The sequence below is a fragment of the Clostridium lacusfryxellense genome (genome assembly GCF_018861735.1).
GTDB lineage: Bacteria > Bacillota > Clostridia > Clostridiales > Clostridiaceae > Clostridium_AD > Clostridium_AD lacusfryxellense.
The window spans coordinates 26,733-43,812 of sequence record NZ_JAHLEB010000028.1 but is presented as its reverse complement, the minus strand read 5'-3'; the positions used below and the strand labels follow the sequence as shown (position 1 = coordinate 43,812).

The window sequence follows — 17,080 nt, the reverse complement described above, 5'->3', positions numbered from 1 at the left end:
TAATATAAAAGAATATGTAATATTTTAAAAATATTTCTTCTAAAACGTTTACAATAGTAGTATAATATAAATGTGCTATAAAATACTCAATATAAAACTATATTTTAAAGGGGGTTTTTTAATGAATAATCGCTGGAAAAAAATCTGTTCTTTATTGACAATTACAACAATGGTCGCAACGATGGCTATTGGCTGCTCAACATCTACAAAAACCGTTCCAAAAGCTCCAGTAACAAAAACCGAAGAGCCAAAAACTACTGATAAGGGTTCTATTCCAAGAAACGAAACAGTTTATTTTAATGGACAGCAATGGGGTGCAATCACAGATTGGAACCCACTATCTAGTAACTCAAATAATGCAATGGGAGTTGGACAGAAGGATTCTGCTAGGACATTATTGTATGAAACACTATACATGTATAACATGCTAGATGGTAAAATGTATCCACTTCTTGCAGATGGGGATGCAGTATGGAATGATGCTCATACAACCCTTACAGTAAAAATGAATAAGGATGCAAAATGGAGTGATGGAACTGCAGTTACTGCAAATGATGTTGCTTACACATTTGATACAAATGTTAAATATGAAAGTCCAGGTGGATCAGATTATAAAACTTATATAGAAAGTATAAAAGCTACAGATGATTCTACTGTAGTACTTACAGCAAAATTAAATGGTTCAGGTGCTGCTTTAAATCCATTAAAAGTTACAGAGTACCTTCCAAAGCAGTATGTTATGCAAAAGGCATACTTAGAGAAGGTTGAAGCTAGAAATAACAAAGATGCTACTAAGATTAAAACTGATAAGATGGAAGATTTTGTTGGCTCTGGTCCATATAAACCCTCTATATCAAATGATCAAAAAGTTGTATTTCAAAGAGACGATAATTACTGGGGAAAAGCAACCTCCATGTGGGGTAAACTTCCAGTTCCTAAATATATTGCCCATAATATCTTCAAAGACAATGCCGCTGGAGATACAGCATTCAAAGCTGGTGAAGTTGATGTTTCCCAGCAGTTTATAAGTGATGTAGCAAGTATGATGTCAGGAGGAAAAATATCAACATATTTGCCTGAATCGCCATATTATTTAGCAGCTACAATGCCAACTGCATACTTTAATATAAAGAAACCAGGACTAGACCAAGTTGCAGTTCGTAAAGCAATTGCCTTAGCAGTTGACTACGACCAAATTATTAAAACTGCTATGAGTGGATATTCTCCATCATTTACAGAAGTGCCTCGTACTTTAATGAGTCCATCAAAAGCTGAGCAGGCATTAGTAGATCAAACTGCATTAAAGAGTGTTCAGTGGACTGGAAATGATATTGAGAGTGCTAAAAAACTTTTAGATACTGCAGGAATCAAAGATACAAATGGAGATGGAATTAGAGAATACAAAGGCACTAAGCTTTCATTTAAGGCTGAATGTCCGGCAGGATGGTCTGATTGGAATGCTTCTCTAGAAATCGTTGCAGCAGCAGGTAAAAAAATTGGTATTGATATCACCACATATTTCCCAGATGCCAATACATTTTATGATGATTTAGGAAATAAAAACTTTGATATTGCTATGTACAGTCCATCAGCAGCAGGTATTTCTAATCCATGGACGCGTGCTTTTGGTATATTATCAAGTTCATATAACAAAATGAAAACTCAGATGATTGGTAACTTTGGAGGATATGCAAATGCAAGAGTTGATAAGTTATTAGAATTAATTCCTCATGAAACAGACCAAGCAAAACTTAAAGTATACTATACAGAATTATCTAAGATTTATTTAACCGAAGTACCATCCTTCTCATTAATGTATAGACCAGAATTATTCTACACAGTTAATGAAACTGTATGGACAAATTACCCTCAAGAGGGCTCGAAATCTGATAAAGGCATTGGAATACCTCCATATGATTTAACAGATGGTTATGGTATAGCAGGGCTGTACACAATGAAATTAGTTAAATAATATCTAAGCAAGTAATTAAATTATATATAATTAGCCATGCTTCTTAAGCAGTAAGATGAAGGCATGGCTAGTTTTAATTTTAAATTATACTAACTACATATGAGGTGGTGATGTATTGAAAGGCTATAAAAAATATTATTCTAACAAAGTTTTATGGTATTTATTGACGCTTGTAGTTGCAGTGATTTTAAATTTTATATTGCCTCGCCTTATGCCGGGTAATCCAGTATCGGCTATTGCAATAAGAGCAACTAAAGGCATGACGAATCAAACAGCTATACAAAAGGTTTATGAAGAATATGCAAACACATTTGGAATAAACCAGCCTTTGTATGTACAGTTTTTTGAATTTATTAAGAATTTATTCAAAGGCAATTTAGGTATTTCATTTATGTATTATCCTAGAACCGTATCAGATATATTAGCTAAATCCGTATGGTGGACAATATGCCTGCAACTACCAGCTATTATAGTGGGTTGGTTTTTAGGTAATATCTTAGGTGCTATAGCTGCATATGTAAGGGGAGTATGGGACAAAGGAATACTTCCATCTTTCTTATTTTTAAGCAATATGCCAGCATTTGGTATGGCCATTTTATTACAATTTTTCTTTGGAGTTTATTTAAAATGGTTTCCAACAGCTCTTGGATATGGGTATGACATGAATCCTAATCTAAGCCTTAAATTTATAGGTTCAGTTATTTATCATTATCAACTTCCATTTTGGTCCATTGTACTTATTACCATAGGTGGGCAAGCAATTGGAATGCGTTCTATGTCAATATATGAACTTAATGAAGATTATGTAAAATATAGCCGATTTTTAGGTATTAAGGACTCAAAGATTGTTAAATATGTTTTTAGAAATTCAATGCTCCCTCAAATTACAGGTCTTGCATTATCACTTGGAACGATGGTGGGTGGCGCATTAGTTTCAGAGATTATCTTTAGTTATCCAGGACTTGGAACTACACTACTTGCAGCTATAAGTGGAAGAGATTATCCGCTCATTTCTGGATGTACGTTGATTATTACAATTATGGTGCTAATTGCAAATTTGGCTGTTGAAATACTTTATGGGTTTATAGACCCAAGGGTTAAGGCAGCGCAACAGGACTAATATAGGAGGTATTATTATGAAGAATCTGATAAAACAAGTATTTCACTCCCCTAAATTTGTTGTTGGGTTTGTAATTTTTATTATTATATTTTTTATGATTATATTTTACCCTCTGTTTATAAAAACAGATCCACTGGATATGGTAGGTGGACTGTTTTATAAACCAGGTACCTATATAGCCGTAAAAGATGTAGTACAGACTAATGAATATACTTTGAAGATAAACACGAATTCAGCGAAACTTAAAGCTATATCAATAACAGATAAACAAAGTATGTTAGACTGGCTTATCAAATTTGGAAATGTTAAAAAAACTGAAGTAGATATAGATGATGTGGAAGTACTTGTAAATTCATGGAAGAAGAATTATAACTCTAAAGTTGATCAAACAGGTTTATTAGCAGCAGAGAAGATGAATTATGTGAGATTAAATAACAAGATAAACAAAATAATTGATAGTGGTGATATATATATAGCCACTAAGGATAAGGATGGAGTATTAGCTTCAACTAAACCACTTGATTCACAGGCATTTGTCAATACGAAGGATATTGTAAATAAGAGAAAGTTTATTTTGGGAACAGATAACTTTGGTCGTGACGTACTTACAGAACTTGTGGCAGCTATGGGAACATCCTTGAAAATTGGTCTGGTTGCAGGTACTATAGCTACTCTTTTTGGTTTAATACTAGGACTTTTGGCAGGATATGTTGGAGGAACACTAGATGATTTCATTATGTTTATTACGAATATTTTTACGGTCATTCCCTCATTTATACTTTTGGTGCTAATATCCTTTAGTGTAGGTGAAAGTGCAAGGGGGGTTATGCTTACGGCAGCGATTATAGGGTTCACCTCATGGCCATGGACGACAAGGTCCGTACGTTCTCAGGTTATATCCCTAAGAAACCGTAATCATGTTAATCTTTCAAAATTATCGGGCCATAGCTTGCCAAGGATTATTCTAACAGATATCCTGCCATATGTAGCTTCTTATGTGGTTATGGCATTTATCCTTCAAATATCTTCTGGTATTCTTGCAGAGGCACAGTTGTCTATGATAGGTCTAGGACCAGCTACGACTAAAGTTTCTACACTTGGTCTAATGCTAAACTGGGCAATGGCATATAAAGCACCCCTTACTGGATCATGGTGGGCTTTCTTGCCAGTTATACTAGCAATTACATTAATATCATTTTCACTTAACTTGATGAATACAGGGCTTGATCAGGTATTCAATCCACAGTTAAGAGATTAAGGAGGCAGCTATGGGGAAAATAATGTTGGAGGTAAACAATCTAAATACAAAATATGTAACTAGGTCGAGAGAAGGTATTTATGCAGTTAACGATGTTTCCTTAAAGGTTGAAGAAGGTAAATCCCTTGGAATAGCAGGAGAATCTGGATGTGGAAAGTCCACACTGGCACTTAGCATGATGGGATATTATTTATCACCGCTTCACTATATAAGTGGTGATATAATCATAGATGGCAGAAATATATCTGGAATGAAGCCTGAAGATGTACGTAAAAATATTTTAGGTAATGAAATTTCTTATATACCACAGGCAGCTATGAATGCATTAAATCCTACACAAAAAATTATAAGTTTAATAGAAGATGTTATTCATGCACATAACCCAAAGGCAGCAATTAAAGATATTCATGATCTCGCAAGAGAAAGATTTGAACTACTAGGGTTGCCTCCTGAGGTACTAAAGAAGCATGCAGTAGAATTGTCAGGTGGTATGAAACAACGTACTGTCATTGCGATTTCAACAATACTTTCACCAAAAGTGTTAATAGCAGACGAACCTTCATCCGCACTTGATGTTACTTCTCAGAAGATGGTTATCAAGATGCTCAGAAACCTTATGGAAAAGGGATTAATAAAATCAATGGTTTTCATTACCCATGAACTTCCACTCCTTTATAATGTAACTAATGATATCATGGTTATGTATGCAGGACAGATCGTAGAAAAGGGAACTGCCCAGGAAATGGTATTTGATTCTATGCATCCTTATTCAAAAGGCCTCATGGGCTCAATAATAGTTCCGGAAGCTGGGATTCGCGATAAAAAACTTTCAGTTATCCCTGGTACTCCTCCAAATTTGAAGCATCCTCCTGATGGCTGTAGGTTTGCAGAACGTTGCAAATACGTAAAACCTGAATGCACGCTTGCGAATGTTTCTACAAAGGTATTTGGTAATGATAGGATGTACCGCTGTGTCTACTCAATTGGGCAGCTTAAGGAGGTTTACGCAGATGAATAAAGAAAAATTGATTCCATGCCTAAGTGGAAGAGGCGTTACTAAGATATTTGGGAGTAGTAAAATAAACACCGTTGCCGTTGATCACATAGATTTCGACTTTTATAAAGGTGAAGTTATCTCAATTGTAGGTGAAAGTGGAAGCGGTAAGACCACCTTGGCTCAGATGTTATTAGGACTTAGTAATGTAACTGAGGGTGAAATAGGGTTTGAAGGTAAGAGGCGAGATATATCCTCTCATAAGAAGAAAAAGGCCTACTGGATGGGAATACAAGCCGTATTTCAGGACCCATTCGCATCTTTCAATATGTTTTATAAGGTAGATTCTGTACTTTTAGACTGTATAAATATGAGAGACGGAAAAAATTTGCCAAAGGAAAAAAAGATAGAGCTTATAACAGAGGCTTGTAGATTCGTAAACTTAAAATTTGCAGAACTTACAAATAAATATCCATTTGAGTTATCAGGTGGGCAAATGCAGAGGCTTATGATTGCGAGAATTTTTTTATTAAAACCGAAAATTTTAATAGCGGATGAACCTACATCCATGGTGGATGCATGCTCAAGAGCTACAATACTTGATATGCTACTGAAACTTAGGGATGAAAACAACATGACAATTATATTCATTACTCATGATATTGGACTTGCATATTATGTGTCTGATAATGTATATATTATGGAGCACGGTAAATTCGTAGAACATGGGAGTGCAGATGAGGTTATATGTAATCCTAAAGAGGAGTACACCAAGCGACTAATTGGTGACGTACCTAAGATTTATGAAAAATGGGATTTAACAACCGTTGGATAGAGAAGTGGAATAAAAGGTACTTATTATAATGGCCCCTATAGAGTAGATAGCTAAAAATCACTCTATAGGGTATTTTTATGTGTAAATTAAAAAGGATAATTATAAGCGTATATAGAATTATTATAGATATATTAATTGTTACATACTAATAAGGAGGCTATGATGAATTATGAGAAAACATGTAAAGATGCATGTATTCCTTTGTGTGTTAAGTGTTATGGGATTATATAATCTGATAAGTAAAAAAGACTTTATTTTCATAATACCAGAAGCGATTAGAATGTTGATGGAGATATGCTTCTTTATAAGTCTAGTTTCTTTTATATTAGTTGAAATATTGATAGTTAAATCAGGTAGAGTAAAGCATACTCAAGAAAGTGATTATTTGGTGGTTTTGGGGGCTGGGCTTAGAGGTAAAAGCCCATCAATACCACTTCTTCAAAGGCTTAATGCCAGTCTAGAATATGTCAAAATAAATCCTGATATTAAGATAGTAGTTTCAGGAGGACGAGGAATTGACGAAAGTATTACTGAGGCAGAAGCTATGAAGAGATTTTTAATAAAACGTGGAGTAGCGGTGGATCAGATAATAAAGGAAGAAAGGTCGACAAGCACTTTAGAAAATCTTAAGTTTACAACAGAGATTTTAAAAGAATTAGATAAAAAAGAAAATATAAATGTAACTATTGTAACAAATAATTTTCATATGTTTAGATCTAAGTTTTTAGCTAAAAGGCAGGGGTTAAAGGCATATGGATATCCGGCACCACTTAATCGAATGCTAGTGGTTTCATGTTTTGTTAGAGAATACTTCGCAGTAATAAACTCGTTTATATTTGATAGGTGATTAGTAAATCCTAAATAAGTGAAAAACCTCAACTCTTTAGTTGAGGTTTTTCACTTATTATCAATTAAAGGCAAACACACAATAACTGTAGTTCCTACATTTACTATGCTAGTTATAGTAACCCCATAATCATTTCCATAAAGAAGTTTAATCCTATCATCAACATTTTTAATTCCTATTCCTGTAAAATGTTTATGCTTAGAAGTAGGATGAGAATATAAATTTTGTAGTTGGGATTCATCTATGCCTATCCCGTTATCTATTATCTCACAAAGCAAATTATTGTTTTTAACCGATATAAAAACATGTATTCGACCTTCAGTATTTCCTGTAAATGCATGGAAAAGAGCATTTTCAACAAATGGCTGAAGTACTAGCTTTGGAAGTCTGTAACTCGTGCACTGCTCGAGTACATGGAAATTAACCTTTATGTTATCTCCACATCTAGCTTCATTTATAAAGACGTAGTTTTCCAAATTTTCTATTTCTTGATTTACGGTAATTGTTTCACTGGTTTCGCTAATGGTATTTTGTAATAATGAAATAAATGAATTTATGGTTTGGTTTGTTTTTTCTTTATCTTCTTTTAAAACTAGCAATTTAATAGAGGCTAGGGTGTTATAGATAAAATGAGGATTAATTTGCATTTGTAGTGCAGATAGTTCTGATTTTCTTTGCTCCTTTTGGGCCATAAGTAACTTTTCTACATAACTGTTTAAGTCGTCTAACATATAGTTAAATGAACTGCTTAAGTTTTTTATTTCAGAGCAGCCTGCTAGATTTATGTGATTATTGAAGTCACCTTGTGTCACCTTAGACATCTCTTTTACTAAAACTCTTAAGGGTTTTATAGTTTTTCTTGTAATTACAAATAGTATGGCAACTGAAATAATTATTATTATTGCACAGTTCAGAACTATTTCATTTATATTATACATATCTTCTAAAGCAAGTTTTGTATCTATAAGATTTACTAAGTAGAAATTATAAATGGGCATATACTCTGCTAGAACGGTGTAATCTTTGTTATTTAATTTTAAATTTTTAAACTTAAGGTTATCGGTTCTTATTTGTTTTGCTACATTAAGCAGATTTTTATCTTTAGTTCCGATAATACTTTGTTTATTAGAAGAAACAATAGTACCATCGGAGGAGATTATAACAACGTCATTGCTCTTAGTCGTAAAATTAGAATAGAGGTTTTTAAAAGTATGTTCATCTATACTTACGTACAGCATCCCAAATTGCTTTTTTGTCCTTCGATCTTGTAATACCTTTGTAGCGATAATAACATTTTTATGCTCAGTCAAACTGTTAAATCCGGAGTTGCTATATTGGTATAATAACTTATCTGGATTTTTAAGAGAGTTTTTTGTTATTTGATTTTCTTTAATATCATGTACTGGAGTTGTTAATAAAGCAGAGCTTCTTATATATGTGGAATTATTAGATCCAATCAATAAAAAATCAATGTCTTTAGAATCCAAGTTGGCATCATTAACTTTTAAATGCTGCTTAATGTTATATATAATATTTGATTGATCTATTATACTAGTATTATATTCACTAAGGTATCGTCTAAAGGCCCAACTATTGTTCACGGTATTCATAAGACTTATAAGTTTATCGTTTAAATCAGCAGAGTTAGATCCAATTTGATTTAAAATTTTAGTGTTTGTAATACTAAAGTTATTAATAAATACTTTCTTAGAAATATTCATTATTGTATATGCAGTTATAATAGAAATGCTGATGGTGCTAATTAACATAATCAATGTTAACTTGAAAAATAAGCTGTTGCTTTTTAATTTGTTTATAATTTTAGACATAAGTTAACCTCTTTTACCATCTTGAATATTTCTTCTGAATTTACTTGGAGTAAGATTCTTGAATTTTTTAAATACCTTGCAAAAATAACTATGATCGGAATATCCCACCATAAAACTTATTTCTGATACCGGAATTTTTTCATTTCTCAAAAGATCAACAGATTTTTGTACGCGAATTTTATTTAGATATTCGCTAAATCCTTCTGGGTTGTGAGAACTAAAATATGAGGATAAATAGTAATAGTTAAAATGAAATATATCAGCCACTTGTTTAAGGGACAATTGTTCATAATAATGATTTGAGATGTATTCAATAATTTTATTTATCATATGATCATTTAGTTTACTTTCTTGATTATTTAATAATAATCGTATCTCTTTTGTTATGATATCTAGTAAATGTAATAATTCATCAGAAGATTTAGTTTCATCTATTTTTTGAAAATATTCTAACTTTGAATTGTTCATCTCTTCCATATTGAAATTAAGTTCATCTAAAATATTTATAATATTATATAGGGCATTTTCAAAAAGTGTTTTTAATTCAAATTCATTAATATTGTTATTTGTTATCGACTTGCAAAGGTACTCCTTTAAATAATTTAAAGCGTTATCTATATTAAGCAAATATATTTGGTCAGCGTAGTACTTAAAATCGAATTTTTGTTTTAAGTTATTTTTAGGTAAATCATCATAAGTAATAAGATTTTTACCTTTAAAATAAAATTTATACCCAAGTAGTGGCCTTAGATTATTTATATAAACATCTTCTAATTCATATAAGGAATTAAAAAGCTTACTTAATACGAAAAATATTTCGGGAATGTCCTTTGAAACTTCGCTTAGCATAAGGTTAATCTGATCTAATACCTTGGAATAATTCTCTGCTTTTAAATTTATTATAAGTAAAAATAAATTACTGTCGGCCTCTACTTCATAATATATTAAGTCTTTAAGATATATTTTTGCGGCCTTTGATAAAATAGATCTTAAAGATAAAAGGCTCATGGAATTTATATTGTTTATTTTTTTAATATTGTCTCCTATTAGAAAAAAAGATTCAAGAGGGAAAGTATCCTCTACAGTTTTTTCATTGAAATTTGTATAAAAGCCAGAAATTAATTTGGATAAGAGATTGTTTATATTTAAGGTGTTACTATTTTCAGGAGTAGGCATAATAAAATTAGGAATATTACTAGCAGTGTTTTTTAAAAGCAAAACAAGCTCCTCGGGATTTAATTTTGGTTTCAAAACGTAATCCTTTACACCTAATTTGAATGTATCTTTTACATAATTAAAATCACTATAACCACTTAAAATAACTATTTGTATATCAGGATATTTTGTTTTCACTATCTTTGCGAGATCTACGCCATCCATAACGGGCATAACTATATCTGAAATTATTATGTGAGGCTTAAGCTTTTCTATAAAATCTAAAGCTTCTTTTCCATTAGATGCTTCCCCTATGATTTCGAAACCCTCTTTATTCCAATCTACGAGGTGCTTAATACCTTGTCTTAACAAATATTCATCATCTACTATTAAAATTTTACATAGGTTACTCAATAGATCAAATCCTTTTAAATTATTTCTTTTTAATTGAGTTGTATACTGTTATTACAGTATATAGTAATATTAAAGTTAATTCAATTGGGACTAAAACTCAAACTAATGTAAATGCAATATATATTAAAATAATTATAGAATCTTAAAAAAGTACAAATTTTATATTTATATTTAAATCATCTTTATTAAAATAGCACAAATTTATATAAACATAATACTATTTGATTTTCAAGATTTGATATAAAATTAAGTTAGAGATTATGAAACCGTTTAAACTAATCTAAACCAAATTTAAAGGGGGATTTTAATTATGAAAACTAAAAAACTAATAGCTATTGCTCTAACTGTTGTTATGGCACTTGGTATAGCAGGCTGTGCAAAAAGCACTAAAGAAAATACTAAAGAAAATACTAAAGCAGATACCACAAATAAAAAAATTGTAATATGGGCATGGGATGGAACTTTTAATGTGGTTGCGGCTAAAGAAGCAAAAGCAATTTACCTAAAGGAAAATCCAGGGGTAGAAGTTCAAATAGTAGAAATGGCTCAAGATGATATAGTACAAAAGTTAAATACAAATTTAAGTTCAAATACTACTGAAGGGCTACCTAATATAGTTCTTATTGAAGATTATAGAGTACAAAACTTTTTGACTTCATATCCTGATTCTTTTACAGATATGTCTAGTAAAATTAAGGCAACAGATTTTATGGAATATAAGCTTAAATCAGACAGTTCAAATGGAAAGCTTTACGGAGTTCCTTTTGATAGTGGTGTAGCTGCTTTATTTTATAGAACGGATTTATTAAAGCAGGCTGGATATGAAAAATCAGACATGGAAAACATAACATGGGAAAAATTTATAGAAATTGGTAAAGCAGTAAAAGCTAAAACAGGAAAGGCAATGCTTACCATGGATCCTAATGACTTAGGAATATTAAGAATAATGATGCAATCAGCTGGTCAATGGTATGTAAAAGAGGATGGAACAACTGTAAATTTAGAAAATAACGAGGCATTAAAAGAAGGTATTAAAGTATATAAACAGCTTATGGAATCGGGAATAGTAAAACAAATTTCTGATTGGGATCAATTTGTAGGTGCTTTCCAAAAGGGTGAGGTTGCTTCTGTACCAACAGGATGCTGGATTTCAAGCTCAATAACTAAAGCAACAGATCAAAGTGGAAAATGGGCAGTTGCAGCTATACCAAAACTCGGCGCTGTGAAATCATCAGTAAATGCTTCTAATATTGGAGGAGCAAGTTGGTATGTTTTAGATAAGGTGGGAGATTCAGAACTAGCTTCAGATTTTCTTGCTAAAACTTTTGGAACAAATAAAGACCTTATGAATACTTTAGCAGATAAGATTAATCTTACAAGTACTTTAAAAGCTTCTTCAACTACAGAAAACTATCAAAAATCTGTTGAATTTTATGGTGGACAAAAGATATTACAGGATTTATCTAAATGGACATCAGAAATACCTTCAGTTAACTATGGCTTATACACTTATACTATAGAAGATATATTAACTGGAACAGTTCAATCTATAGTAAAAGATGGTGCAGATATAAGTACAGCGCTTAAAGATGCTCAAAAGCAAGCAGAAGCCGCTGCAATTAACTAGCTGAACTTACAGTTTTATAATCCTTTGTTAATCATAGATTAGCAAAGGATTAACTTATAAAAAGGAGGCTGAATCCATGAAATTTGTGAAAAAGAATAATTTAAACAAAAATTATGATAAGGTAGGTTGGTTATTTACCTTGCCTAGTATACTTATAATTGGTTCTTTTGTTTTTTATCCAATGATACAAGCGTTTATTACGTCATTACAATCAGGTATGGGAAATAATCTTAGATTTGTAGGAATTGCTAATTATGCTAGATTGTTTACTGATAATATATTTCAAAAATCAGTTTTTAATACCCTCATTTATTTAGCAATACAGGTTCCTATAATGATTCTACTTGCATTGTTTATATCTGTACTTTTAAATGATGATAAGCTAAAAGGAAAGGCCTTTTTTAGAACTGCAATATTTCTGCCTTGTGTAACATCCTTGGTTGCTTATTCTGTAATATTCAAAAGTTTATTTTCAAATGACGGGTTAATGAATAAAATACTATTAAATTTACATTTATTAAATTCACCAATAGAATGGATTACTAGTCCATTTTGGGCTAAAATAACTATAATAATAGCTATAACTTGGCGTTGGACTGGATATAACATGATATTTTATTTAGCCGGATTACAAAATATTGATCCAAGTATTTACGAAGCAGCAAAAATAGATGGAGCGACATCAGTAAAACAGTTTTTTAGTATTACCGTTCCCCTATTAAAACCAATTATTTTATTTACTACAGTTATGTCAACTACGGGTACTTTGCAATTATTTGATGAGGTAATGAATATAACAAAAGGTGGTCCAGGAAATGCAACAACTACAATATCACAGTACATATATAACTTAAGTTTTAAATATACTCCGAATTTTGGATACGCGGCAGCGGTATCTTATACTATTGTAATTATGATAATTGTATTATCATTAATACAATTTAAAGTGGCGGGAGATGATAAATAAATGAATAAGATAAGAAACTCATTTAAATATATATTTTTAAGTATAGTATCTATAATTTCTATTTTTCCGTTTATTTGGATGATTATAAGTATGACAAATAAATCAGTAGATGTGTCTAGAGGATCATTAATGCCAGGTACGCATTTATTTGAAAATGTAAATAACCTTTTTAAGTCTGATTTGAATTTTTCAATGTCGCTTTGGAACTCAGGTAAAATTGCAATAATAACAACAATTTTAGCATTAATTGTAGCCTCTCTTGCAGGATATGGATTTGAGATATATAAAAATAAAGTGCGAGATAGAATTTTTAATATATTATTACTGTCTATGATGATTCCATTTGCAGCACTTATGATACCCTTATTTAAGATGTTTAGTACTTTTACATTTTTTGGGTTAAACACTACAGCAGCAGTAATTATTCCTAGTATATCTACTGCATTTTTAATATTCTTTTTTAGACAAAATACAAAATCGTTCCCAAAAGATATTTTAGAAGCGGGGCGTATTGATGGATTAAATGAAATTCAAATATTTACAAGGATTTATGTGCCTACAATGAAATCTACATATGCGGCAGCTGCAATTATTACATTTATGAGCAGTTGGAATAATTATATGTGGCCTCTAATTGCACTACAAAGTCCAGAAAAAAGAACAGTACCACTCATTATTTCTACCATGGGATCATCTTATTCTCCAGATTATGGAATGATTATGGCTGGGATTGTAGTAGCAACCCTTCCAACAGCATTAGTTTTCTTTTTGATGCAAAAACATTTTGTTGCGGGTATGCTTGGCTCTGTTAAAGGCTAGTAAAACTTTGTATAACTAGAATGAAAATGGAGGTTGATATATATATGAATTTTAAAGATCCAACTTTAGATTGGCTTTCTGATACTTCAGTTTTTGCTGTTAACAGAATTGAGGCTCATTCAGATCATAAATATTATAAGGGAAAAGAAGAAGAGACAACAGGCGCAATGAGCCTTAGACAAAGTTTAAATGGAAATTGGAAGTTTAGTTTTGCAATAAATCCAAGTTCTAGAGTTAAAGAATTTTATAAACCTGAATTTGATTGTCATTGTTTTAGGGATATAAAAGTTCCAGCGCATATACAGCTTCAAGGTTATGATAAACCTCAATATATAAATACCATGTATCCCTTTGATGGCCATAGTGAAATAAAACCACCAGAGATATCAGAGGAATACAATCCTGTTGGAAGTTATGTAAAGTATTTCAATATTGATGAAAATATTAAAGAGGGACCTATATATATTTCTTTTCAGGGTGTGGAAAATGCTTTTTACCTTTGGTTAAATGGTGAATTTATAGGATATAGTGAGGATAGTTTTACTCCATCAGAGTTTGACTTAACTAGCTATATTAAAGAAGGTGAAAATAAGCTGGCCGTGGAGGTATATAAAAGATCAACAGGCAGCTGGCTAGAAGACCAAGATTTTTGGCGTTTTTCAGGAATATTTAGGGATGTATATTTATATTCTATTCCCAAAACTCATATTGAAGATTTATTCGTGAAAACAGACATAGATAAGTCTTATAAAAATGCAGTTTTAAAGCTAGAATTAAAGATAAAGGGAGAAACTAATTTTACCATAGATTTAGAACTCGTTGATAAAAATGGTACATGCGTATCCAAAAGCATAGGAAACTCATTAGAAAGTAAGATGTATTTAGAGTTAAATGTTAATAATGTAGAGCTTTGGAGCGCTGAAAATCCATGCCTTTACACTCTCTTAGCTGTCATTCGAGGAATTGACGAAAAAGTGGTGGAGATAGTACCACAAAAGGTTGGGTTTAGAAGTTTTGAAATGATAAATAAGGTTATGCACATAAATGGTAAACGAATAGTGTTTAAGGGTATAAATCGTCATGAATTTAACGCTAGGACAGGTAGAGCTATAACTAAAGAAGATATGGTATGGGACATAAAATTTTTAAAACAAAACAATATAAATTCAGTGAGAACTTCCCATTATCCAAATCAAAGTTATTGGTATGACCTTTGCGATGAATATGGAATATATTTAATAGATGAAACTAACTTAGAAACTCATGGATCTTGGCAAAAGATGGGCAAAATCAAACCAGATTGGGTTATTCCTGGCAATAAAAAAGAGTGGTTAGACATAGTACTTGATAGGGCAAGTTCAATGCTAGAAAGAGATAAGAATCATCCCAGCATCTTAATATGGTCTTGTGGTAATGAATCATTTGGTGGAGAAAACATATATAAGATGTCAAAGTATTTTAGAGAAAAAGATCCTTCAAGATTAGTTCATTATGAAGGGGTATTCTGGGATAGAAGTTTTAATGAAACTAGTGATATGGAAAGCAGAATGTATGCTAAGGTTTTTGAGATTGAAGAGTATTTAAATAATGATCCAGAAAAACCGTATATAAGCTGTGAATACATGCACGCTATGGGAAACTCCTGTGGAGCAATGCACAAATATGTTGAACTAGAAAGTAAATATCAGCTTTATCAAGGTGGATTTATTTGGGACTATATAGATCAGTTTATAATTAAAAAGGACAGATTTAATGAGGAAGTTTTTGCATATGGAGGAGATTTTGATGATAGACCTACAGATTACAACTTTTGTGGTAATGGAATAGTTTATGCGGACAGAAAACCCTCTCCAAAGGCACAAGAAGTAAAGAAACTTTATCAAAATATCAAATTAATTACAGATAGAAATGGAGTTAAGGTTAAAAATGAAAACTTGTTTGTGGATACCTCTGATTATATTTTAGAGTATTCCTTAGATTTTAATGGAAAAGAAATTTATATTGACTTTATCACAGTTGTTGTTAATGCTGGCCAAGAAAAATATATTAGTCTTAAACTACCACAGGTGGATGACTTAGGAGAATATTTATTAAATACATCATTTAAACTTAAAAATAATACTATTTGGGCTGAGGCGGGGCATGTGGTAGCATGTGATCAGTATGTTTTTGAATTAGAGGGAGTCATGGTCCCTAAAAAGTTAATTAAACCCCAAGTTGTTCATGGAGATATAAATATTGGGGTTAAAAATGATAATTTCAGTGTCTTATTTTCAAAACAAGAAGGTGGGATTGTATCGCTTAGATATGATGGAAAAGAAATGATAACCCGTACACCTATGCCAATTTATTGGAGAGCAATGACTGATAATGACAAGGGAACTAACCATGGGTTTAGGTGTGGACAATGGCTTCAAGCTAGTATGTTCCAACGATTTATAGATGTTCAGGTAATTGAAGATGATTTTAGTATTAGCGTAGTATATACATATGAATTATTAGCTACGACACTTAGTAAAGTAAAGGTAGCTTATACTGTATATTCTAATGGTGAAATTAAAGTAAGTTGTGATTATAAAGGAATTAAAGGGTTGCCAGACCTTCCAATATTCGCAATGGCATTTAAATTATCAGTAGATTATGATACCTTCAAGTGGTATGGTAAAGGACCGGAAGAAAATTATGTGGATAGGCTTCATGGAGCTTCTATAGGGATTTATGAAAAATCCGTAGCGCAAAATGTTGCAGGGTATATCGTACCTCAGGAAAGTGGCAACCATACTGGAGTTAGATGGGCGAGAATAAAAGATAAAAATGGATTTGGAATTGAGTTTAATGCAATTAACTCGACATTTGAACTCGGAGTATCTCCATATACAGCGTTTGAACTTCAAAATGCATTGCATCATAATGAACTCCCAAAAGTGAATTATACAGTAGTAACCATTGCAGCAAAGCAAATGGGAGTAGGTGGAGATGACAGCTGGGGAGCGCCAGTTCACAATGAATATCTTATAGACTCTTCAAAGGATATTCACTTTGAATTTACGATGAGAAAATGTATAGAAGAGTGTTAAATGTATTTTAATTTAAATGATAATGTATTTTAATTTAAATGATAATGTATTTTAATTTAAATGATAATGTATTTTAATTTAATTAGAAGGAACTACTTTTGATAAGTAGTTTCTTTTTTTCCTGTATTTTGATGTAGGTACTAATTTTAACGAAAAATATGTACTG

At 31.6% G+C, this 17,080-nt stretch carries 12 protein-coding genes; 10 read left to right on the top strand and 2 right to left on the bottom strand.

The features are described from left to right. The first annotated feature begins 121 nt into the window (after positions 1-121). The 6 genes from KPL55_RS15465 (at position 122) to KPL55_RS15440 (ending at position 7,026) form a co-directional block, all read left to right on the top strand. Positions 122-1,972, top strand: a complete 1,851-nt coding sequence (locus tag KPL55_RS15465) for an ABC transporter substrate-binding protein (RefSeq protein ID WP_216307645.1) — start codon at positions 122-124, stop codon at positions 1,970-1,972. A gap of 115 nt (positions 1,973-2,087) precedes the next feature. Continuing rightward, positions 2,088-3,092 (top strand): ABC transporter permease, encoded by a 1,005-nt coding sequence (locus tag KPL55_RS15460; protein ID WP_246599542.1) that lies wholly within the window; start codon positions 2,088-2,090, stop codon positions 3,090-3,092. Positions 3,093-3,108: 16 nt separating this feature from the next. Beyond that, entirely contained in the window at positions 3,109-4,350 is a 1,242-nt protein-coding gene (locus KPL55_RS15455; RefSeq protein WP_216307644.1) for an ABC transporter permease, read from the top strand. Positions 4,351-4,360: 10 nt separating this feature from the next. Then, positions 4,361-5,368: an ABC transporter ATP-binding protein gene (locus tag KPL55_RS15450; protein WP_216307643.1), complete on the top strand. Its 1,008-nt coding sequence runs from the start codon at positions 4,361-4,363 to the stop codon at positions 5,366-5,368. Further along, positions 5,361-6,179, top strand: a complete 819-nt coding sequence (locus KPL55_RS15445; protein WP_216307642.1) for an ABC transporter ATP-binding protein — start codon at positions 5,361-5,363, stop codon at positions 6,177-6,179. The genes KPL55_RS15450 and KPL55_RS15445 overlap by 8 nt, the downstream gene beginning before the upstream one ends. 169 nt (positions 6,180-6,348) lie before the next feature. Next, positions 6,349-7,026 carry a YdcF family protein gene (locus KPL55_RS15440; protein WP_216307641.1) on the top strand — a complete coding sequence of 226 codons (678 nt, stop codon included), beginning with the start codon at positions 6,349-6,351 and terminating at the stop codon, positions 7,024-7,026. Positions 7,027-7,076: 50 nt separating this feature from the next. On the opposite strand, the gene KPL55_RS15435 is transcribed toward KPL55_RS15440, so the two are convergent. Both KPL55_RS15435 and KPL55_RS15430 read right to left on the bottom strand, forming a co-directional pair. Then, a complete protein-coding gene (locus KPL55_RS15435; RefSeq protein WP_216307640.1) occupies positions 7,077-8,855 on the bottom strand; it encodes a sensor histidine kinase in 1,779 nt (592 codons plus the stop codon). A gap of 3 nt (positions 8,856-8,858) precedes the next feature. Beyond that, on the bottom strand, positions 8,859-10,424 hold the full coding sequence (locus KPL55_RS15430) for a response regulator transcription factor (RefSeq protein WP_216307639.1): 1,566 nt from the start codon (positions 10,422-10,424) through the stop codon (positions 8,859-8,861). Positions 10,425-10,734: 310 nt separating this feature from the next. Here KPL55_RS15430 and KPL55_RS15425 point away from each other — a divergent pair, with 310 nt between their 5' ends. The 4 genes from KPL55_RS15425 (at position 10,735) to lacZ (ending at position 16,914) form a co-directional block, all read left to right on the top strand. Then, on the top strand, positions 10,735-12,051 hold the full coding sequence (locus KPL55_RS15425; RefSeq protein WP_216307638.1) for an ABC transporter substrate-binding protein: 1,317 nt from the start codon (positions 10,735-10,737) through the stop codon (positions 12,049-12,051). Between the two features lie 76 nt (positions 12,052-12,127). After that, positions 12,128-13,018, top strand: coding sequence for a carbohydrate ABC transporter permease (locus tag KPL55_RS15420; protein ID WP_216307637.1), 891 nt, complete (start codon positions 12,128-12,130; stop codon positions 13,016-13,018). Further along, the gene (locus tag KPL55_RS15415; protein ID WP_216307636.1) at positions 13,019-13,837 is read left to right on the top strand and encodes a carbohydrate ABC transporter permease; all 819 of its coding nucleotides are present in this window, start codon (positions 13,019-13,021) and stop codon (positions 13,835-13,837) included. Between the two features lie 44 nt (positions 13,838-13,881). Continuing rightward, complete coding sequence (gene lacZ, locus KPL55_RS15410; protein WP_216307635.1) at positions 13,882-16,914, top strand: beta-galactosidase, LacZ type; 3,033 nt, start codon at positions 13,882-13,884, stop codon at positions 16,912-16,914. Positions 16,915-17,080: the final 166 nt, after the last annotated feature.